Origin of the sequence: Pseudoalteromonas sp. NBT06-2 (assembly GCF_002276045.1) — a bacterium.
Classification (GTDB): domain Bacteria; phylum Pseudomonadota; class Gammaproteobacteria; order Enterobacterales; family Alteromonadaceae; genus Pseudoalteromonas.
In genome coordinates this window covers 1-22,020 of sequence record NZ_NQMR01000002.1, presented here as the reverse complement: position 1 = coordinate 22,020, position 22,020 = coordinate 1, and the positions used below count along the sequence as shown (strand labels likewise).

21 protein-coding genes and 1 pseudogene are annotated in these 22,020 nt (G+C 35.5%); 8 read left to right on the top strand and 14 right to left on the bottom strand.

The genetic code is table 11. From position 1 onward, the window contains the following. Together CJF42_RS28315 and CJF42_RS28035 are read left to right on the top strand one after the other, a co-directional pair. Positions 1–137 (top strand): annotated as a pseudogene (locus CJF42_RS28315) (transposase); the annotation flags it as partial. A gap of 238 nt (positions 138–375) precedes the next feature. Continuing rightward, on the top strand, positions 376–5,790 hold the full coding sequence (locus CJF42_RS28035) for a di-heme oxidoredictase family protein (protein ID WP_170940417.1): 5,415 nt from the start codon (positions 376–378) through the stop codon (positions 5,788–5,790). Positions 5,791–5,928: 138 nt separating this feature from the next. Here the strand turns inward: CJF42_RS28035 and CJF42_RS00540 are convergent, their stop codons facing one another. The 4 genes from CJF42_RS00540 to CJF42_RS00525 form a co-directional block, all read right to left on the bottom strand. After that, the gene (locus CJF42_RS00540) at positions 5,929–6,687 is read right to left on the bottom strand and encodes an SDR family NAD(P)-dependent oxidoreductase (protein WP_095364800.1); all 759 of its coding nucleotides are present in this window, start codon (positions 6,685–6,687) and stop codon (positions 5,929–5,931) included. A gap of 245 nt (positions 6,688–6,932) precedes the next feature. Next, positions 6,933–7,931: a cytochrome d ubiquinol oxidase subunit II gene (locus tag CJF42_RS00535; protein ID WP_170940416.1), complete on the bottom strand. Its 999-nt coding sequence runs from the start codon at positions 7,929–7,931 to the stop codon at positions 6,933–6,935. Between the two features lie 3 nt (positions 7,932–7,934). Next, complete coding sequence (locus tag CJF42_RS00530) at positions 7,935–9,299, bottom strand: cytochrome ubiquinol oxidase subunit I (RefSeq protein ID WP_095364798.1); 1,365 nt, start codon at positions 9,297–9,299, stop codon at positions 7,935–7,937. A gap of 108 nt (positions 9,300–9,407) precedes the next feature. Further along, positions 9,408–9,953: a GbsR/MarR family transcriptional regulator gene (locus tag CJF42_RS00525; RefSeq protein ID WP_095364797.1), complete on the bottom strand. Its 546-nt coding sequence runs from the start codon at positions 9,951–9,953 to the stop codon at positions 9,408–9,410. A 361-nt stretch (positions 9,954–10,314) separates the two neighbouring features. Here CJF42_RS00525 and CJF42_RS00520 point away from each other — a divergent pair, with 361 nt between their 5' ends. The 3 genes from CJF42_RS00520 to CJF42_RS27080 all read left to right on the top strand — a co-directional run bounded on the left by CJF42_RS00520 (position 10,315) and on the right by CJF42_RS27080 (position 11,197). Further along, positions 10,315–10,500, top strand: a complete 186-nt coding sequence (locus CJF42_RS00520) for a hypothetical protein (RefSeq protein WP_095364796.1) — start codon at positions 10,315–10,317, stop codon at positions 10,498–10,500. Beyond that, positions 10,500–10,937 (top strand): hypothetical protein, encoded by a 438-nt coding sequence (locus CJF42_RS00515; RefSeq protein ID WP_095364795.1) that lies wholly within the window; start codon positions 10,500–10,502, stop codon positions 10,935–10,937. The genes CJF42_RS00520 and CJF42_RS00515 overlap by 1 nt, the downstream gene beginning before the upstream one ends. A 92-nt stretch (positions 10,938–11,029) precedes the next feature. Beyond that, positions 11,030–11,197, top strand: a complete 168-nt coding sequence (locus CJF42_RS27080; RefSeq protein ID WP_170940415.1) for a hypothetical protein — start codon at positions 11,030–11,032, stop codon at positions 11,195–11,197. A 72-nt stretch (positions 11,198–11,269) separates the two neighbouring features. Here CJF42_RS27080 and sdhD read toward each other — a convergent pair whose 3' ends face one another. Both sdhD and sdhC read right to left on the bottom strand, forming a co-directional pair. Further along, complete coding sequence (gene sdhD, locus CJF42_RS00510) at positions 11,270–11,605, bottom strand: succinate dehydrogenase, hydrophobic membrane anchor protein (RefSeq protein ID WP_095364794.1); 336 nt, start codon at positions 11,603–11,605, stop codon at positions 11,270–11,272. A gap of 4 nt (positions 11,606–11,609) precedes the next feature. Next, complete coding sequence (sdhC, locus tag CJF42_RS00505; RefSeq protein ID WP_095364793.1) at positions 11,610–11,990, bottom strand: succinate dehydrogenase, cytochrome b556 subunit; 381 nt, start codon at positions 11,988–11,990, stop codon at positions 11,610–11,612. A gap of 414 nt (positions 11,991–12,404) precedes the next feature. Between sdhC and CJF42_RS00500 the strand changes: the two genes are divergently transcribed. Continuing rightward, on the top strand, positions 12,405–12,860 hold the full coding sequence (locus CJF42_RS00500) for a GNAT family N-acetyltransferase (RefSeq protein WP_095364792.1): 456 nt from the start codon (positions 12,405–12,407) through the stop codon (positions 12,858–12,860). A gap of 74 nt (positions 12,861–12,934) precedes the next feature. Here the strand turns inward: CJF42_RS00500 and CJF42_RS00495 are convergent, their stop codons facing one another. From CJF42_RS00495 to CJF42_RS00475, 7 genes are all read right to left on the bottom strand, one after another. Next, on the bottom strand, positions 12,935–13,180 hold the full coding sequence (locus CJF42_RS00495; RefSeq protein WP_095364791.1) for a transposase: 246 nt from the start codon (positions 13,178–13,180) through the stop codon (positions 12,935–12,937). Beyond that, entirely contained in the window at positions 13,122–13,307 is a 186-nt protein-coding gene (locus CJF42_RS29185; RefSeq protein ID WP_353651664.1) for a helix-turn-helix domain-containing protein, read from the bottom strand. Before CJF42_RS29185 ends, CJF42_RS00495 begins: the two co-directional genes overlap by 59 nt. Positions 13,308–13,462: 155 nt before the next feature. Continuing rightward, positions 13,463–13,612 (bottom strand): hypothetical protein, encoded by a 150-nt coding sequence (locus CJF42_RS27075; RefSeq protein WP_170940414.1) that lies wholly within the window; start codon positions 13,610–13,612, stop codon positions 13,463–13,465. 88 nt (positions 13,613–13,700) lie between these two features. After that, positions 13,701–15,005, bottom strand: a complete 1,305-nt coding sequence (locus CJF42_RS00490) for a golvesin C-terminal-like domain-containing protein (RefSeq protein WP_095364790.1) — start codon at positions 15,003–15,005, stop codon at positions 13,701–13,703. 166 nt (positions 15,006–15,171) lie between these two features. After that, a complete protein-coding gene (gene gltS, locus CJF42_RS00485; protein ID WP_095364789.1) occupies positions 15,172–16,383 on the bottom strand; it encodes a sodium/glutamate symporter in 1,212 nt (403 codons plus the stop codon). Positions 16,384–16,482: 99 nt separating this feature from the next. Then, positions 16,483–17,760 (bottom strand): type III PLP-dependent enzyme domain-containing protein, encoded by a 1,278-nt coding sequence (locus CJF42_RS00480; protein ID WP_095364788.1) that lies wholly within the window; start codon positions 17,758–17,760, stop codon positions 16,483–16,485. Between the two features lie 449 nt (positions 17,761–18,209). Continuing rightward, the gene (locus CJF42_RS00475) at positions 18,210–19,112 is read right to left on the bottom strand and encodes a LysR family transcriptional regulator (protein ID WP_095364787.1); all 903 of its coding nucleotides are present in this window, start codon (positions 19,110–19,112) and stop codon (positions 18,210–18,212) included. Between the two features lie 132 nt (positions 19,113–19,244). Between CJF42_RS00475 and CJF42_RS00470 the strand changes: the two genes are divergently transcribed. Beyond that, the gene (locus tag CJF42_RS00470) at positions 19,245–19,766 is read left to right on the top strand and encodes an NADPH-dependent FMN reductase (protein ID WP_095364786.1); all 522 of its coding nucleotides are present in this window, start codon (positions 19,245–19,247) and stop codon (positions 19,764–19,766) included. Positions 19,767–19,862: 96 nt separating this feature from the next. Here the strand turns inward: CJF42_RS00470 and CJF42_RS00465 are convergent, their stop codons facing one another. After that, positions 19,863–21,308 (bottom strand): alpha-amylase family protein, encoded by a 1,446-nt coding sequence (locus tag CJF42_RS00465; RefSeq protein WP_095364785.1) that lies wholly within the window; start codon positions 21,306–21,308, stop codon positions 19,863–19,865. 176 nt (positions 21,309–21,484) lie between these two features. Here CJF42_RS00465 and CJF42_RS29180 point away from each other — a divergent pair, with 176 nt between their 5' ends. Continuing rightward, positions 21,485–21,862: a histidine kinase gene (locus CJF42_RS29180; protein ID WP_170940418.1), complete on the top strand. Its 378-nt coding sequence runs from the start codon at positions 21,485–21,487 to the stop codon at positions 21,860–21,862. Positions 21,863–22,020: the final 158 nt, after the last annotated feature.

The following is a 22,020-nucleotide window of genomic DNA, read 5'->3' as shown; positions in this document are numbered from 1 at the left end:
GGCTCACACTCACCACGCAATTTACCAAAGTATTCAAAGGTGCTGTAGGGCGACCGAATGCACTCTCTGGCTATTGTGAGCACTTAGAGATAAAGCGACGAACCAGTTTTAGTCACTGTGAAAAGCTACTGGCCTAAATACCCTTTCTAGCAAGTAATAACTATGATGCTGAAAAGGTAGGCATAGTTGTGACCACAAATCGATAAATCCCAGACTTAATATAAGTTTTTAATAAAACTCTTAATACCCTTTGAAATTTAGTAATTTTAAGGAGTATTTTTGATTGATGAGCTTTAAAATGTAGCTTGAATAAGCAAAAATCTTTGGTAGATTAGAATGGCTGTCATTTTTAATCTAATTTTGAGGTAAAGTAAGATGAAAAAAACAGCTTTTTTAGGAGGACTTGTTAGTATTACCTTGTGTTCAATCACACAAGTAAATGCTGCTGTAGGTAATCTACTCTGGGAAGATAATTTTAATAGTTTAAACCCGGAATCTTGGCATGTAGATGTGGGTGATGGTTGTGATCAAGGCTTATGTGGTTGGGGCAATCAAGAGTTACAATGGTATGGAAAAAATAATACCTATATTGCAGAAGTTCCGGGCGAACCCGGTAATAAGGCGCTTGTATTAGAAGCGCGTGATGAAGCCAGTAACGGCTATGCTTTTACGTCTGGTAAAGTCGAAAGTAGTAATAAAGTTGCAGTGAAATATGGCATGATAGAAGTGCGTATGCAAGTACCTGATGTTGGTATTGGTTTATGGCCAGCAGCTTGGATGTTAGGTACAACTACACAATCTTGGCCTGCAAAGGGTGAAATCGATATGATGGAGATGGGCCATAAAGCATCTGCTCGTGCTGATGCCGGTTTTCCTGGTGCTGATATCAATAGCTATGTTGGCTCTAATTTAATTTTTTATACTGATGCAGCTTGTAGCACTGGTAATCCAAGCTGTGCAGCCAGTACAGCTTGGCAAAATGATAATGCACATGTTTCGAACTCACCCTTAACTAATCGTTTTGTGATTTATCGCACATATTGGACCGATACTTCTATTCGCTTCACTGTTGAAGATGATGGTGTTGAATATGATATGTACGATGCGCCTTTTAGTATTTCAGAAGAATCGAGTGAATTTAATGCCCCTTTTTACTTATTGCTTAATTTAGCTGTTGGTGGAAACTTCACTGATGCTGCTAATAATGATCAAGTTACGGCAGTCAAACCAGCCAAAATGTATGTTGACTATGTACGAGTATATGAACTTGATGGTCAAGGTGAAGTATTTATTGGTAACCAAACAGTTGCAGAAGCAGGGGTTTTTGGCATATTTACTGATAACACACCTACCAATAATAAACTTGAAGCGGGACAGAGTTCTGATATTTATGTTTGGAATCAAAACTCAGTTTCCGAGGGTAATATCGACTCAGTTGAAGGCGATAATGTAATTGCATGGCATTACACGTCATCAAATGAATGGTTTGGTGGTGGGATTCAAACACGGCAGGTTCGTGATTTAAGTAATTTCAGTGAAAATGGAGAGCTATCTTTTAAAATAAAAATACCTGCTAATGTCTCGTTTAAAATAGGGATAGCCGATACTTACACCAATCAAAATTGGGTTGAATTTCCTGCCAATACAAATACTTATGGTTTGGAACGTGATGGTGAATGGGCAACTGCAACAATTCCAGCGGCAGATATTCGTGGTGATTTAGTTGCATTACAATCATTAGAAGGCATGTTTTATATTGCTAGTATTGATGGCCAGTTACCTACAGGGCCATTTCAAATGGCGATTGATGATATTGTTTGGAATGGTGGCGGTGATGTAATCATTACGGATTCAGATGGTGATGGCGTTGATGATAATTTAGATAACTGCCCAGATACGCCTATAGGTGCTATTGTTGATGCAAATGGCTGTGAAATTATTGTGGATGCCGATACAGATAATGACGGGGTGATAGATGATAATGATTTATGTCCCGAAACACCACTAAACACAGTTGTTGATGCAACTGGTTGCCCGGTAATTATAGCGCAAAGCCGGTTGGTTCAAGCGGAAGACTATTCTGACTTTTTTGATACAACACTCAATAATATAGGTGGTCAGTATCGTAATGATGCGGTTGATATTGAAATAACTTCTGATACAAATGGCGGATTCAATGTCGGTTGGATTGAAAGTTCTGAGACCCTTGATTATATACTAGAGCTAGGTGCGGGAACTTATGAATTGAGCACACGTGTTGCGTCACAAACACATGGTAGTTATACCTTATCAATCGATGAGCAGGTTATTGATAGTGATAATGTGGCTACAGGTGAATGGCAAACTTTTCAAACTCATTACTTGGGCAATGTGGTTTTAACTTCAGGTGATCATCGCATCCGGATTACTGCCAATAGTGGTAACTTTAATATCAACTGGATCAATTTTGAGCTAGCGGATACCACGCCCATAGATGCTGATAATGATGGTGTGCTTGATGATGTTGATCAATGCTTAGGTACAACTGAGGGTGCAACTGTTGATGCCACAGGTTGTGAAGTTTTGGTAACTGATAAATTAGGTCTAATAGCGAATTCGAATTCCAGCATTTCGTTTTTTGTAAACATAAATGGTTGGGCTGATGTTCATTATATTTTGAATGATGCTGGACAACAAAATTTTCGCATGACTCATAATGGTTCAAACAATGTAAAGACTTTGTCAGGTTTAGCTTCTGGCGATATTATTGCGTATTCATTTACTTATCAAGATGACGATGGTTCTGTAAAAAGATCTGATTGGGAAAGTTATACTTTTAATGGTCAAAATGATACGGACAGCGACAGTGATGGCGTAGTAGATAGTTTAGACCACTGCGAAAATACACCTGTAGGTACAGTTGTAGATGAAAATGGCTGTCCAGTTGTAATTGATAATGACAACGATGGTGTAAATGACGATATTGATCAATGTTTAGATACACCTGTTGGCACTGTTGTTGATGCAACTGGTTGTGCTGTTATGACAGAAAAATTGGGTATCACTGTCATTTCAGTACAGAGCATTAACTTTTTTGTAAACGTAAATGGTTGGGCTGATGTTCACTATGTATTAAATGGTGCTGGACAGCAGAACTTTCGCATGACACAAACCGGTGATGGTAATATCAAAACACTGTCTGGTTTAGTTACAGGTGATGTAATTGAATACTATTATACCTATCAAGATGATGGAGGGTCAGTTAAAAACTCAGCTTGGGCTACTTATATTTTTGATCAAGTGATTATTGGTGACTCAGATAATGATGGCGTTAATGATGATATTGATGAATGTGCTGATACAGTAAATGGTACGATAGTAGATGCTGTTGGCTGTCCTATAGATACAGTTGACACTGACGGTGATGGCGTACCTGATACACAAGACCAATGTCCTAATACTCTACTGGGCACAATTGTTAATGCGGTTGGTTGTGAAGTATCTACTGATGCGATAGAGATATCATCTGCAAACGGAATATTAGTGGGGGGAGCAGACTCTATTAATCCGGGCCACAGTTTATATGTTTTTGATAGCGATTTAGCCTCAAATGGCAGTAATTGTCACGATGATTGTGCGATAAATTGGCCTCCTGTTTTGATAAATGATGGTATTGCAACAGGCGTTGGTGGTTTAGGTTCTGTTATCCGTAATGATGGCACATTACAAGCAACCTTTAATGATCGCCCATTATACTTTTTTGTTAATGATGAGACTGAAGGGGAAACAAAGGGTAATGGCATCGGTAATGTTTGGTGGACCGTTGACTACGGTACAAATAATATTGTGCCATTGTTTAGTGCGAATACTTTGTTAGAACAAGCAATATCATTTGATCGTGGAGATGCTTTAGTAACACGCTTTGCTGATCGTGGTCGTGATCGCCACGCCAAAGAAGATCAATTTCAAGTTTATGATCATTATCTCTCACATTACTGGAAACATAGAACAGCGCAGTTTGAACTTGTCGATTATGTAGCAAAAGGTGGCTCAACAATAGAAATTACCTTTATTAGTGAGTGGAAATTAGGTGCAAGAGAATTTAGAGCTTGGTACCGTGGTTTAGGTACTGTTGCCGAATATCACGGTAACTATTTTGGTGGCGGTAATGTTGTTGAATTAGATAATGGTCGTTATGATGACAATTTTAACAAAATCAGTGATGTTGGCGAACAATATCGTTATCGGGTTATTATTGAGGATTATCGACCATTAAATTGGTCAGCGTCAGATGGTGAACTTCCGTTATCGATTGGCCAGCGTATGGAGTTTGAAGTTAGCCAATTCTTAGATGCAGTGCCAGAAGGTCGAAATAACTACTACGGTACAACTTATCTATATATTATTGGGCAAGGCCTTGTTCCTTGGAAGACGGTAGGTGATTTTTCCGACGCTTCATCTAAGCGAGAAGACTCTTACCCAATTGCAACTAATGGCTGGTTAGGTGGCAATACAACTTTGCCATACAATTACACTGCAGAGCCTGATAACCACTTTATGCAAATGGCGACGAATTTATCGAATATTAATGGCCAACCATTTGTACAAGGTCGACGTGTTCATCATACTGATTTTAAAACAGGTCAACATGATGAAAGTACTAAAAATGGTGTATTTGATGCATTAAAAGGCAAAGTAGGGACTCATTATATTAATACCTCGTGTTCAGGTTGCCATGAGAGAAATGGTCGAGCACCTGTAGCTGATATCGGTTTGCCACTTGATAAATGGGTATTTAAAGTGGCGGGTGAAAATGGCCTAGCTGATACGCAAATAGGTTCCGTTTTACAGCCTAACAATATTGGCATCGACCCCGCATTAGGTGAAGGATCTGTTTCAATTGCATCGTGGACTGAAAATAATGGTTTACGATCACCAAATTATGCCTTTTCTAAAGGATCTCCAGCTTTTTTTTCCGCACGTTTAGCACCTCAATTGGTTGGTTTAGGTTTACTTGAAGCGATCAGCGAAACCACGATACTTGAACGTGAAGATGTCAATGATGAAAATGGTGATGGTATTTCAGGTAAGGTGCAATTATCAACTGATCCTGTAACAGGCGAAACACGCTTAGGCCGCTTTGGTTATAAGGCTGGGGCTTCAAGTATTAAACATCAAGTTGCAGGCGCGTTAAATACTGATATGGGCGTGATGACTTCAGTTAAACCTTTACCTGATTGTGGTTCAGAACAAACAACCTGTGGTAATACATCAGGAAGTGAACTATCTGATGAAAATTTAGATAATCTGGTTAAATATATTGCTTTATTGGGTGTTCGTGCTCAACGTGATCTTGAAGATGAAAATGTTATTTTAGGAGAAGCGAAATTTAATGAAATTGGTTGTGAAAGCTGTCATCGAGATAATATGAAAACCAGTGAATTTGCCCTGTTTTCTGAACTACGTAACCAAACTATTCGTCCATTTACTGATTTATTATTACATGATATGGGAGTTGGTTTAGCTGATAATTTAGCAGAGGGCGAAGCAACTGGTGCAGAATGGCGTACAGCACCACTTTGGGGTTTAGGTTTGTCGGCGTGTGTTACAGGTGGCGTTACAAACCCGACGGGCCATCAGGGTGATGAAGTATGTACATCTGATGCGAGTTATTTACATGATGGACGAGCGCGCACTATTGAAGAGGCCATTTTATGGCATGGCGGTGAAGGTGATAATTCACGTATCGCTTATCAAAACCTTTCTACCTCAGATAAGAGTGCTTTGTTGAGTTTTTTAAATTCGCTTTAATTTAGCAGAATAAATCAAGGTTACAACAGCACTTACTTCAACCTTGAACGCGTATAAAATAAGTTAAATCTCAACGGATTTAACTTATTAATTAAGTGAGCAATGTTTAAATAATTCGAGGATTTTGAATAACGCTAATTACTCAGCGGTTAGTCCACCATCTACACTATGCAGGCTACCTGTAATAAAGCTCGCTTCATCAGAATTTAGAAAATAAACTAGGTTTGCGACATCTTCACTTAAACCAACTCGGCCAATAGGGTGTGCTTGTGCTTCCATTTCCCATGCTTTATCAATATCGCCCTCTAAATCAGTATCAGCCCAACGCTGCATCGCTTGTTCAGCAAGTGGTGTTTTTATGGTTGCTGGGCAAACGGCATTTACTCTAATGTGATATTGGGCTAAATCAAGTGCTAAACTCTTCGTTATTTGGCCTAATGCACCTTTAGTCATTCCATAGCTAAAGCTATTTCGTTTACCTATTAGTGCTTGATCTGAAGCCATAATAACGATATTACCGCCACCTGAAGTAACCATTTGTTTACTGGTTTCACGCACTGTAATAATCACCCCTTTAATGTTGATATCAATTATTTTATCAATATCTTCATCAGAAGCGGTTAAAATAGAATTAGATTGATGAATACCTGCATTTGCAAATACGGCATCAATTGAGCCAAATTTTTCAATCGTGCCATTAATAGCTGCTATTTGATCATCACTTTTACGCACATCACCTTGAAAGAAAAACAACTTAGCACCGAATTCAGTCAATAAAGCGGCAGATTCGTCACTATTATTATCTAAAAAACCAACGTTATAGCCCTTATTTATATATTTTTTGATTGTTGCAGCGCCAATGCCTGTTGCGCCACCAGTAATAAATGCTGTTTTCATATTTTACCTATTGGTTTCATGTTAGAGCGCTATTTTATAAAAAATTTACTTTTATAACCACAATAAAAAAGCCAGTAGTTAACTGGCTTTTTAGGGTTGGGTTGTAACTATGAATAATAATTTTATAGTGATACCTTAATTCTTGAACTTTCTCCCAAAATACGCGGTAAGAATATGATTATATGTAACTTAATATCATGCTAATTTCTGTATTTTTAGTGCTATAAAGTACTTAATATATAAAGCTAGTGATACCTTAATTCTTGCACTTTCCCCCAAAATACGCGGTAAGAAAATGCTGTGTAACTAAATATTACAGGTACTACTATCATAGTGCCCCACAATAAAAAGCTTAACGACTCAGGTGCAGCTGCGGTTTGCCAAATAGTTAATTTATTTGGCACAATATAAGGGAAGAAACTAAACGCCAAACCAAAAAAACATAAAGCAAATATCACTACTGCTGCAGTAAATGGGCGCCAACAGCCTTTATCATTTACTTTAGGTAATTGCTTTAACTGTACATAACTAAATATAAATAAAGCAAAACAGATTAAAGGGAGTGGTAAAATGAATAATGTATTAGGCCAAGAGAACCATTTAGCATAAACGTCTGGGTTTATTAAAGGGTTCACCAGTGATACTGCTACCACACCCAAAAAACAAATTAAACCCGATTTCTTAGCCCAGTTAATTGCTTGAATTTGTAAGTCACCTTCAGCTTTCATGATTAACCAACATGCGCCTATATAGCTATAAGCAGCTGCCACACCAAATGCACTAAGCAAACTAAAACTATAAGCAGCCAAGGTAGTTTCAAAACCCATGACATACATACCTAGCATATAACCTTGGCTTAAAGCAGCGAATAAAGAACCTACTTTAAACACTTTGTTCCATGTAGGTTTATGGCTGAATGCTGCTTTAGCTCTAAAATCAAAAGCGACACCGCGCAGCACTAAGCTAATTAATAATACGGCGGTAGGTAAATACAGCTCTTTGAATATGTAACTATGCGCTGCTGGAAACGCAATCAGTAAAAGCCCAATCGCTAATACTAACCAAGTTTCGTTAGCATCCCAAAACGGACCGATTGACGCTATCATGGTATCTGAGTCATCTTTTTGATCTAGCGGTAGTAAAATGCCGATACCTAAATCAAAACCATCTAAAATGGCATAAAGTAAAATGGATAAAGCCATTAAAGAGACAAAAATGACTGCCAATGTATTTGCTTCAAACATAATTTACCCCTTAACGACAGTATGAAAATGAACTACAGGTTTTACTTTTTCATCATCGTTTATTTCTTCAATTTCAACGGCACGACCTGCCATAGTGAAGACTGTGTGTAAATAAGATACCATTAGTACTGCATATAAAACTAAATACATAATAAGCGTTAAACCTACGTTTTCAGGCGCGATATCCGTTGCGGCATCTTTAATCGTTAATATACCTGTGACTAACCAAGGTTGACGACCAATTTCGGTTACATACCAACCCGCCAATGTTGCTACCCAACCAGAGAAACTCATAAATACTAAAGCTCTTAACAGCCAAGATGGTAACTGGTTTTTACGCCATAATTCAAAGCGACTAAACCAAGCAATTACCAGCATTAACATACCAAGACCGACCATAATTCTAAAAGCAAAAAATACGGGTGCGACAGGCGGGTGATTGCCTTCAAATTCGTTTAAGCCTTTTATTTCACCATTTAAGTCATGAGTTAAAATAAAGCTGGCCATATTAGGGATTGCAACTTCAAAGTGATTTGTTTTTTGTTTTTCATCAGGTATTGCAAATAATAATAATGGTGCACCTTTTTCAGTGTGCCAAACACCTTCCATTGCGGCAATTTTTTGTGGTTGATGCTCTAAGGTATTTAAGCCATGCATATCACCTACAAATACTTGTAGCGGTGTCAGTAATACAGCAACAGTTAAAGCAATTTTCAAAGTCAATTTTGGGGCTTGTTTATCATCGCCTTTTAATAAGCGATATGCACTAATGCCTGCTACTAAAAATGTAGCGGTTAAACCAGATGCAATAACCATATGCATTAATCTATAAGGAAATGAAGGATTAAAAATAATCGCAAACCAATCTACAGGGAATGCTACACCATCACGCATTTCATGACCTTGTGGTGTTTGCATCCAAGAATTTAGCGCTAATATCCAAAATGCAGATAAGCTGGTACCTATAGCCACAATTAAGGTTGATAGGGTATGTACTCGAGCCGATACTCGATTAATACCAAATAGCATAATGCCTAAAAATCCAGCCTCTAAAAAGAAAGCGGTTAAAACTTCATATCCTAATAAAGGGCCTGCAATATTACCGACGGTTTCCATAAACTTGGGCCAATTAGTACCAAATTGAAATGACATGGTAATACCCGTAACAACACCTATTGCAAATGTAAGAGCAAATATTTTGACCCAAAAACGATACGCACGCATCCAAACTGGATCGGCGGTTTGGTCAAAACGCAATTTGAAGTAAAACAAAAACCAACTTAACGCGATGGTAATTGTAGGAAACAGGATATGAAAACTAATATTAGCTGCAAACTGTATGCGTGAAAGCATTAAGGTTTCTAACATAACTTACTCCATAAACCAGATTAAGCACGACACATGTGCTAATTGGCTTTAAGTTTTAAAGTGACGATTTTTTTATAAAATTAAATTAATCTTGATTAATAAAAAGGCTTAACCATTTTTAAGAAATTTGTCTTTCATATCGATGACTTTGCTCACACCCGCTCCAAGTTTCATTAAAGTATTGAGCTTAGCTGGGCTCATATTTTGCAGTTCACTCGCCCAGTTGGTTATCGTTTCAAGCAAATCATGAATCTCATGCATTTTATCTTGGGCAAATTGCTCCTGCTGATTGCCTGGTTCATCTAATAAATTATCTCGTAATAATGACAGGGTAGGGTCAACTTCACGCTTTCGACGTTCTTCAAATACGCGTGTTGCCATTTCCCAAATAGAGCCCGCTGGTGAGTAATATTCTTTACGATCTTTTGGTTTATGCTGAACTTGCACTAAACGCCAAGACTGTAATTCCTTAATGCCCATGCTGACATTACCGCGAGAGATATTAAGTGCTTCAGATATTTGCACTGCACTAAGTGCTTCTTCATTAATAATTAATAAACCATACATTTGGCCAACTGTTCGGTTAAAACCCCAACGGCTGCCCATTTCACCACAGTGCATTACAAACGATTCTATTTTAGCTGTCATTATCATAATATTTTAGTTTCTGAAGTTTCAGTATTTTCTGAAAGTTTAAACTATTATTGATTTAGATCAAGCTTTTTACAGAGGGGTGGCAATATTCTTTCAAAACGAGATTCTTGTTCTTTAGGGTTTTGGAGAGTGAGAGGGGTACTGACCTGCTTAGTCTTGTTACTGAAAAGTTGTATCTACTTATTTCTTGAATATTTGAGTTGTAGCTAAATTAAGTATTTATAAAGTGTAGACATGTATGTAGGAGTGTTTAAAACATCCATTTATTCAAACTTGAGTTTAATCAATAATATAGAACGAAACTCTTTGGCTAGTAACTTAAAAATGATAAGTTACTAAAAAATGAATAAAAGAGATAAATATGGAAGTTGTAAAGCAGTTTATAGAGAATAATGAGTGGGTAACTTGGGTATTCTCTGGTGTTGGAGTAACAGTGCTTTTAATCATATTTGGTTTTATGAAGTCTCAAGGCTCAATAAACAAAACTAATCAAAAAAACATCACTGCTGGTGGCGACGTTGTTGGTCGAGATAAAAGGGGCAATTAGTGTCAGTTTTTGATTCAAGCAATTCTAATAAAGTTGACCAAAGAAATATTGAAGCTGGCGGAGATGTTGCTGCAAGAGATATTAATAAAACAACACATATTCATTTACCTTCAACACCTATCGTTCATAAAGAAAATATAAAGCTTCGAGAGCTTATTGAAGAACATGAAAAAGAAATAGAGCTTGATTCTGAATACAAGGAATTTTCAAATAAGCTTAATGATTTTCTGAATAGGACAGTCGAAGGTAAACTAAGAAACCTTGAAGAGAAGCTTACTGATGGTGATAGAGATTATATCATTGAATATGCGATGGAAGTTAAAGAGTCTGTCACTAAGAAGATAATGTGCAATGAAAACAGCACAACAAAATCACCCAGAGGTTTACACAGAGCAATATTTAAAAATACTTCAATCCCATATAGAAGCTCTACATAAAAAAGTTAATGAGAAGTCTGTTGTTAATCCAAATAAACCTATTTTTATAAATTATGGAAATATGATTAGTAAGCCCAAAAGAAGAACAAAAAGTGGGTTATGTACCCGTTGTTATAAGTGTTTATCATCCAGAAGGGTTTGGAACAAGCGTTTATCATCCGGGAGTAGTTGACGATCCTAATTCCTTGGTAACAGAGCCAGAATATCGATGCAAAAATTCAGATTGGACTGATACATATTTCCCTGACTTTGATTTCTAAAAAAGGCCTAACGTTTTAGGCCTTTTTTAAAGTATTAAAAAAGATTAGGGGTTATACTTGAAGATCTTGATGCTATAGCAGCCATAAGATATATAAACCAAAGGCTAAAAGCCCTATGGTTACCAGAGTATAAAAACTGTGAAATAGAGTGCTAAAACCCAATAAAGGTACTTTTTGTGTGTAATCAGTGCCAATTTGCCAGCCTGCTAGAAGCGAATTTGCCATAATAATAATAAGTGTTATGGTCGAATAAACTTTAAACCAAATTACACTATGCATTGTTGTCCAAGTCGCATAATCATATGTTTCAATAGATAAAAATAAACTTATATAAACGATGCTATATACAGTGATTAATATTGTACTAAAACGTTGGAATATCCATTCATATATGCCATTTCTTTTCATTCTTTTAACCCCAAATCCAAAAGCCAGTCAATAAGCTGAGTAACACTCCTGCTCCAATGGCTACTTGGGAAATTGCACGTCCGCCTGATAAAGTTTCAAAATAACCAAATTCTTGAATGATATGTTTAAGGCTACCCATAATGTAATAACCTAATGCAGTGAGGAAACCCCAGATGAAAAATTGGCCGAAAAAGTTTTCTGTCAGTAAGGTTTTGATTTCATTAAAACCTTCAGGAGATTTTAATGAAAAATATAAAGCTGGTAATAAAAAAGCCATTCCTACCCAAATAACGACGGCACTGATCCTATGAAGTATGGAAGCAACTCCCATTATTGGCAGTGCCATTGTGCTTAAATCTAAATTTTTTGGTCTATTATCAGTCATTTATGAGTCCTAGTCTATAAGTTGTCAAGCAAATTTTATTTTTAAATTAATGGCCTACTATTATACACGATAAGGAGTATATCGCTAATGATAATGATTATCCTTACTTTATTTTAAGTGATAACTAATGGGGGTTTATGCCTGATGAGATGAACACTCCCAAAACGGTGCCTATGTGCCAAACTAGAAGTGAAACTCAGTTAATTTCGGATCATCCATCATAAAGTGTAGAACTATTGATATCGATTTAGCAAAATATGTTTTTCAAGTTTGTGGTGTAAATTAAAATTTAACACCTCAATTTAATTGTTAAAATAAATTAATGACGGTAGAGTATTTCGATTAACAATAATAAAAACGAATAATTTTACAGGCTTGTTAGAGAGCAATGTACATTTTGAGTCTAGGCGAAGTATGATCATCAAACTTGATAATTCAAATGAAGAAATGGCAAATCAGATTTTTACTGTTTTTCAACGTTCATATAAAATTGAAGCACAATTAATAGGCTCTGTTAATTTTCCCCCACTATTAAGAAATGTTAAAGATATAACAAACTCAAGAACACAGTTTTATGGTTTTATTGAGAATGAACGCATCGCTGCAATTATAGAGGTTGCGATAGAAGCACAGCATCTAAACATTAATAGTTTAACCGTTGACCCTCACTATTTTAGAAAAGGTATTGCAGGTAAATTAATAAGTTTTGCTCTAAATAAAGTTAAATTTTCAGTAGCTGTTGTAGAAACCGCTGTTAAAAATTTACCAGCAATAAATTTATACAAAAAGTATGGTTTTGTTGAATGTAATAGATGGACACCATCTCATGGTATTGAAAAGGTTGCGATGTCAGTAGAGACTGTTCAATAATTATCAAGAAAATAAACAAGGATAGGTAACAATTGGCTGCGTTCCACTTCGTTTCATATTACTTAGCCTGTTATTTAGGCGATATAACCAAAGGGTGCATTTGCTTTATCTTTAACAACCTGTGCTCGGTGATAACCAGTGCCATCTAAAATCAAATGAATTCTATTATTACTGCCATTATGAACTCGTAATTCTGTGAAAAAATGGTGAATAGTCTCATTATTCACTTTTTCATAATACTTAACTTGCGCTGCAGATAAATTATTCCGAGCAATCGCACCAACAAGATCTACTACAAGTGGTTTCAATCTCTTTATCATGCCCTTTTTTTATCCAACCGCAACTTATACCATATATGGTATAACTAACATTATGTTGATGTAGCCATTTATTTAGACCTGAAATAGAAAAGCGAATTTCATAGGTTTGCCAAATATATTTAATAATATCATAAGAAGAACAATAAGTTTTTGCATGAGGTGAGCAATAACTTAATCTGTTTGTTTTTCACTCTAATAAGGTTGTGAGTCACCATTTTCAGGGGCTAACTTATTTTTACTAACATAATCATCAATATGTCTAACGATAGTCGTTTCATGAAGTTACAATACCAGAGAAATCATCGACGCTGACCAACCTTCTGAACGAAATAAAACGGCCTTAATACTAGCTCGAACACGACCATCACGACTTGCATCGTGTAGGGCTTCAAGGTTTATTTTTTGCTCGGTAGTTAGTTTAGTATTTTTCATGAGAGATACCATGATCCTCATTATTGTATAAATCAAGGATCTTCATTGATCACGGGTATAGACTTTAATTGTTACTAACAAACGTAAATTAAATCCCAGCCCAGACAAAAGCCATAGCATCTGCAACAGTTGCAGAGCCTTCATCTCCATCGTGTTTGCGGGTTAAACTGACTTTAATTGTTTTACCCTGTTCGGCATTGATGGTATCTAATAAAACCCATTGACCAGCGAAACTATTTTGATCTCTGGTAATTAAGGTTTTATTATTACCGGCCTGAATATAATAATCGGCTGAGCCATCACGACTATATGATGAACCACTTGCTTTTAAATTAGTCCACCAAGCATAAACATGGTATTTCCCAGTTTGTGTTGCGGTAGTTTGCCAACTTACAGTTTCACCTTGTTGATTTGTATAACGTGATTTACTCAAGCCTTGTTGCGGATAGTTATCTATTGCACTTGATGATTTCCATTCGTTAGATTCTAAATAGCCTTTATAGTCATCATCAATAATGACTGTTTTCGGCGAACATGGAAAATTTTCAATATGGCTCTCACAGTAATAATAAGACATAAAAGTATTAATATTATCTGACATATTATCGGTAAAACTATTACGTAAACTCTCAGAAAAACGAATATCACTGCCAATTTCAAATTGTATCGCATCAAGGCCTAATATATTATGACTACCGTTAAATTTTACGGTTGTACCACCACTCAAACTTCCTTCAGGCGCAGGGGTAGTAATTGTTGGTATTTGTTGATTACTTGGTTCAACATTAAAACCTTGCTCTTCAAGTAATCCAAAAAAACCATAATTACCAACGACGGCATTCCATCCATGTGTTGCAATTAAATTTTCAACTGAAATACCATTGCGGGTACCACGAATAATCTCACTGGGTTTTTGTGCTTGCCCATGAATATCTAACAATATACCTTGACCAAAATTTTGTTTAATATCTTCAATATATTCAGTTATTTTATTTTGATAGTTTTCATAATGAGGACGCGCGGCTTCAGTTTCAAAAGCTTGATGTTCAGGGCGGTTAGCGTCTATGTATTTTCGATGAAATTTTGCTGTGACTATGTAAGGGATACCACCGTATTTTTCAATATATTTAGCTTGAATATCTTCTGCTATATCTTTAGTCCAACTATCTTTAACAATATTGAAGCGCTCAACAGTATTGCCAGTCATATCAGTGCCAACTCTTGGTTCAACTCCTATTGGTTGTTCACTACCGCCATGTGGTGCAGTAATAATAATTGGAATAGTGCCTTTAGCAAAGTTTATTAAATTTTCAGATTCGGCATAAGCAGGGTTCACAAGCATTGAAAGCATAAAGAAACTACAAGAATGGATTGTAAGGTTTTTTATTATCATTTTTATCTCCTATTTGACTGTAGTGTTTAATAAAAACACAACAAAAATAGGTATACTAATAATTAAAATTAGGGGGATTATTCGTTTAGGTTATGGGTACTGTTAATTAGGGAGCTATATGAGATAACAAACCAAGACATATTGCAGTCTTGGCTAAGAGTATCGCTTAGGGAGTTACAAAGGGGAGACTTAAATAAAACTGAATAACTAACGCATTAGTGATATCGATGAAAAATGCACCGACTAAAGGCACAACTAAAAATGCTTGTGGTGAAGGCCCGTGGCGCGCCACTAATGCTTCCATGTTAGCTACTGCAGTAGGAGTTGCACCTAAACCAAAACCACAATGGCCACCAGCCATAATTGCTGCGTTATAGTTTTTACCCATAACTCTAAAAGTAACAAAATAAGCAAAGAGCATTAAAATAATGGTTTGAGCAAAAATAATAAATACCATAGGGCCAGCTAAGTTAACCAATTCCCATACTTTAAGTGACATTAATGCCATAGCTAAAAATAGTGATAACGCCATAGTGCCCCATAAATCAATACAAGCACGACTGATACTATATACTTTGGAGAATTCACATAGGTTTGTAGCAATAACCCCAAATAACAATGGAATTAAAAATGAAGGTAATACAACGCCTGTTTCTTTTAATGCCACATAGCCTAACTGACCTAATACCATACAAAGCAGAATGATAAATAATGTTTCCATCATAGATTTAGGCGTTACTAAGTCATGATCTTCAGGATTAAAAGTAACGGTATCATCAAGTTCTTCATGATATTCATCAGCTCTTAAATTGTATTTAATTATTAATCGTTTACTAACCGGACCACCAACTAAACCACCTAATACTAAACCTAGCGTTGCAGCTGCCATTGCCAATTCGAAAAAGCTTGAAGGCATACCATATTCAGTAATAAATAAATCAGCATAAGTAGCGCCATTACCATGGCCACCAGATAATGTAACAGATCCGCCAATTAAGCCCATTAAAGGTTCAATACCTGAAGCCATAGCTAAAGAAACACCAAGGGCGTTTTGAATCATTAAATAAAATGTGGCTACAAATAAAAATAAAACGACTTTCGGGCCGCCTTTGATTAGTAATTTAAAACTAGCACCTAAACCAACAGTCGTGAAAAATATGGTCATTAAAGGTGCTTTAAAACTCATATCAAATTGTAAGTGAAAATTAAAGAAACTATGTGCTATGGCTGCGAGGAGCGAGAATATAATACCGCCAACAACAGGCTCTGGTATATTGTTATTGCGTAAAAAAGCAACTTTGCTGTTACAAAAGTAACCCGCAAATAAAATCACTAATGCGACTAATAATGTTTCTATTATGCCAACTTCGAGATCCATTGGATAATTTATCCTTTTCTTGTTTATAGGATTGGTCAATCTTTAATAATACGGTGCCTTTGTATTTAATACTTACAAACCGTAATTTTTGTCATGTAATTACATTTTATTGAGCACTTGTTCTAATGAATCAGATTGACGAATGCATTTAATGGTTAAATCATCATCTTCACCAGTTATGGAAAATACTGCCACTCTAGGTAGACTGTTGTAGTCAAAATGGTTACTGAAATAATATCCACCTGTATCATGAACCATCACATAATCATTCTGCTCTAGTTTTGGTAAGTTTTCGTTTTTACAGATAAGATCACCAGCGAAACAACAAGGTCCTGCAACATCAGTTGCAACCAATGGTGAAATATGAGATGTGCGCTCTTCTCCCGTTGGCATATAACCTGTTACACGAAGCGGCCATGACTTAGGTAAAAAAGCAGTACGCGTTAGAATTTGTGCACCCGCATGAGTGGTTGCTATATGGCGGTTTCCTGAGGTTTTTGTATATTCAACTCGCGTAACAATCACACCATTTTTTGCAGCGATTGCACGACCAAATTCTGTTTTAATTTGGTACTTGCCAGTAAATAGTAGAGGCACTACTTTTTGTAAAATATCAGCATATAGTTTGAATGTTGGAGATATTTCTTCTGATGCAAAATTAACAGGTAGCCCTCCACCGATATCAAGCCTGATAATTTGTTGTAAGCCAATGACATCATTAATTTCTTCCGCTAATTCCGTAATAACAGCGACACCTTGTGCCATAAGCTCTAATTCACAGCCTTGAGAACCAGTATGTGTATGAATGCTTTTTAGCCAAGGACGTTGTTTATAAATTTCGATGAGTGCTTGTTTATTATTACCATCATTTAATGCGTAACCAAATTTTGAAGTGGCAGTTGCGGTACTTGTTGAACTTATTTTACCACTCCCTATTTGTGGGTTTACACGAAAACCAATAATAGATTTAGTATTAGGGTATTGTATCATTAACTCATCAATACGCTTAAGCTCTTGTAAATTATCAATGTTTAAAGAAATGCCATTTTTAATGCACGTTTTTAAATCGTCTATTGTTTTTGCTGGCGAATCAAAAATTATATTCTCAACTTCGTACCCAGCATTCAAAGCAATTAATAATTCACCTGGGCTTGCAACCTCAGCACCCATACCTGACTCTCTAAGTGATTTTAATACTTCAACTAAGGCATTGGCTTTAACAGCAAATGTATGGGTAAAATTTTCTGGAAACGAAGCATAAACATCTGCCACTGTTTTATCCAAACGATTGAAATCCATGATCCCGATAGCGGTTAAATTATTATTGATTACATTTTCTTTGATGGCTGTTTGAATTATTCTTTGCTTTCTAGTCATGGTTTATCTCTAGTTTTTGACTTAAAATGTGATCATCAATTTTCAAAGTTGTAAAGCTGATAAATTTCTGTGCGATGATCGCTGTCAGTATTTCAATAAATATAAATAAAAGTGAAACTTGATAAGTGAGTAAAAAATAAAATAGATTTTTAACCAGAAATATATCTGAAGAAACTATTGGGTCACTTATTCGATAAATCCAAGATAAATTAGCAGTGAAAAAAAGAACAATGTTAAAGCTTTGTCAGTATATAGCTTTAGGTTATAGGTTTTTTTAATTTTAGGTAGGCGGCTTAATATTAGGCAAAAAAAAGCGCGTTTAATAAAACGCGCGAATATTACTCTAGGGGAAATCATCTAACTCGTATAATAAGAGTCTTAAAATATTATAAAGTTCATAAAAACATTAAAAATAATAAATTATTTATTAAATATGAGTATTTATTGAATTATTCACAGATTTTTTCAGTTAATAATTCAATAAAGCACCTTACTTTTGGTGATAAATGTTTTCGACTTGGATATAAAACATATACGTCGATAGTTTGAATTTCATAATCATCAAATATGATTTCTAATTTATCGGTTTGAAGTTCTTTGTCCATATAAAACTCTGGTAACCGGCAAATACCATGACCAGCTAAAACCATGGCTAATTGCATTTCGGCATTATTAGATAATATTCTTTGCGGCACATTGACTTGAATTGTCTCGCCATCAAGAGTTATATAAGTCCAACGAGTTGGGTTTTTGTGATTTGAATAACACATACAAGGATGATTCACTAAGTCTTGTGGTGTCTTGGGTTTACCATATTTTTTTATATAACCTGGAGATGCAACCGTATATCCCTTAAAAGACTTTAACTTTTTACAGATTAAGCTTGAGTCTTCTAGTGCTGTTGTTGCTCTTATAACTAAATCAAAACCATCCTGTATTACATCTACATGACGATCACTAAAATCTAATTCTAACGTAACTTCAGGGTATTGAGCTATATAGTCAACAAGAATGGGCTTAAGATAATTAGAACCAAAAGCTAAAGGGCTGCTTATTTTTAAAGTGCCTTTAGGCAATAAATGACTTTGATTAAGTATGCCTTGTGCTTGCTGGGCATCTATTATCATTTGTTGGCATTGATCATTAAATTCTTTGCCCTCAGGCGTTAAACTAATAGAGCGTGTTGTTCTATTTAATAATCTTATTCCTAATCTCGATTCTAGTTTATTGATTTCTTTACTAATATAAGAAGTTGAATGGCCTGTTGCAAGGGCTGCAGCCGAAAAGCCGCCTGTACTGACAACTTGGTTGAAGATCACAATACCATCAAACAACTTCGTATTAACTGCCATTTGGAAATAATCCTTTTACATTTGGGTTATTAATCTTTATTTGGAATGAATATATAGTTTACCCATCGAAACGCAGCTAAGCCATCATATTTTTGAAGGGGTTTAGCAGTTAAATAAAAATAGGGGTATATCATGAAAGTATTAGCATTCGCAGCAAGCAATAGTAAAAACTCAATCAACAAACAATTAGCGACTTATGCAGCAAACTTAGTTGAAAATGCAGAAGTAGAAATTTTAGATATTAATGACTATGAAATGCCAATTTTTAGTGAAGATCGTGAAAAAAAACTTGGTCAACCCGAGCAGGCACAAGCATTTTATAAAAAACTAGGCGAAGCAGATGCTATTATAATTTCTTTTGCTGAACACAATGGTTCATACACAGCTGCATATAAAAATTTATTTGACTGGACTTCTCGTATTGATATGAAAGTTTTTCAAAGTAAGTCAATGTTAATGTTAGCAACTTCACCGGGCCCAGGCGGTGCGAATAGTGTATTAACAACAGCTTCAGGATCCGCGCCTTATTTTGCAGCGAATGTAAAAGCAAGTATATCGATCCCAAGTTTCTATGATAATTTTGATGTAGAAACTGGTAAGTTAACTAATCCTGAATTAATCGACAAATTAATAACGGCTACAACACTTTTATAAACTGTATAAAGCTTTATAGCCTTAATGGGGCATAAATTTAAAAACAATCTAATAATTATTAAATTGTGACTCAAATATATGTCCCATTTCAATTTATTACTCCATTAACCACATTTTTGCGTTTCTTGATGGAATCGTAAATTTATGCCATTGTGTTTTAACATATTGCACGTCGGATGTATTAAGTACATCTCGGTAATTTCTATACCAGTAAAGGTTATGCGTAGCGGTATCGACCCAAACATCTTGATCGTTATTACATTTGTTTATGCCAACTATACCGGCATGGTCTCGTTTAAATAGCAGAATACAATCACTAAATGCAATAACTTGCATAGTATGATTTTTTAATTGATTGTGAAACTTTACCATAGCTGTAATATCATTGCGTTTATAGTAGTCTTGCCACCTTTTATTGTCATTGCTTTCATTATGATCAGAATAAATCATAGGCACACCACCATCTCGGCCTAAAATATACGCATTAGCAAGTTTTTCATCAACAGGATCCATGATTTGATATCTAAAACCTACATTCGTTGGTATATCATGTGTGATTGAAAATGTAATTGCTTTTGAAGAGGGTAACGCCTGACCATACGCTCCTGGGTTTACAAGTTGATTCATTGAACCTCCATATCCTAGTGCACTTCTAAGTGAAGAAAATAATGGAAAATCATATGCTCCATGATCTGTATCATTTAAATACGGCGCTAAAAAATTATCAAAGCTACCATTACCTGAGCCACCTGATGTAATAATCTCACCAAAAATATGCATGTCTTTTTTTATTTCATCATTAAATACAGAGTTGATATGATAATTACTCATGTGTTTTGCTGCATCAACTCTAAAACCTGTCACGCCCATATTTTTTAATGCTTTAAGATAAGATTTCTGTTGTTCTACTACCCAGTTATTTGGATCTAAATCGGGAAGACCTGTATCGCCATCACCACCACATAAGCGCCAATATTGAACATGGCCCGCATCCCCCCAATTTGTAATGCATCCTGCTGGATGGAAATCATTTGAACTTAGATAGTTCTCAGTTAAATCACCGAATAGTTTTAGCGTGTTAACATGGTCTATATTTTTACTGTAATCATTTAAAATTGCTTGTCCAGGATAGTTAAGATCATTACGTATATAAGATTCATTAGCCATATGATTTAAAACAATGTCAGCATAAACTTCAATGTTTTTACTTTTTAAAGTATCAATCATCTCTTTGAAATCGAGGGTATTTCCTAAAGGACTGTCTATTAATCTTAAATCTTGAGGTTGATATCTTGCCCACCATTCACTTCCTGTAGATTTATAAGCTGGTGATACTAAGACTTTTTTATAGCCAAGATCTGAAATTTCTTGTGCTTTTTTTGTTACTTCAGAATATTTCCAGTTAAATGCATGAAGAATAACATCAGCATAGGTGAATGTTGATAAAGTTACGCCCAAAGTAAATATGGTTATCACTTTTAATGCTTTGGTTATATTTAACAAAAGCAATGTAGATTTATGCCAAAAATGCTTACATTTCATAGTTGTTATCTCTGTTAGTAAGTGAATTTTATTAAAAAATAAAATGCTAGGTTGAGATGTTGTGTTAGAGACATTCCTTTGTTTACATGTTGGTAACATCATTAATAATGAAGATAAGTTAAGCAAAGAAAACTATCAATACACTGCATACGTATTCATATGTAAGGTAATGGCAGATCAGGGCGCGATTATATTTTGCACAGTTATTTTATTGTATTAACACCGGTATATTCTTACCTGATTTTATCACTACCAATAAACCAAGTTCCGGATACTATATCAACACTCATACCATCTACCCAATAATTTTAGCTTTTGAGCGACAAAAGCACGGTGCAAAAATACTCGAAATTTCGAAACAACAAATTCAAACAGAATTAAAGTTATTACAACAGCAGATAAACCCACATTTCCTATTTAATACCTTAAATAACTTAAATAACTTAAATAACTTAAATAACTTATATGCACTCACACTTATAAAAGCTGATGAAGCACAATCATACGAAATTGCACCAGTTTTACTAGTTATATTATTAGAAAATTGCATTTAAACATGGTGTAGATAATAATCATGTTAGTTTATCAGACATTCACAGTGATAAAAATCTCGACCGCAAGCGACCGGGTTTTAAGAGTTAATGACATTATCGCTTTACGATAATGTCACAAATACTCAAAGAACCAAAAGCTGGGATAACACCGACTGGGG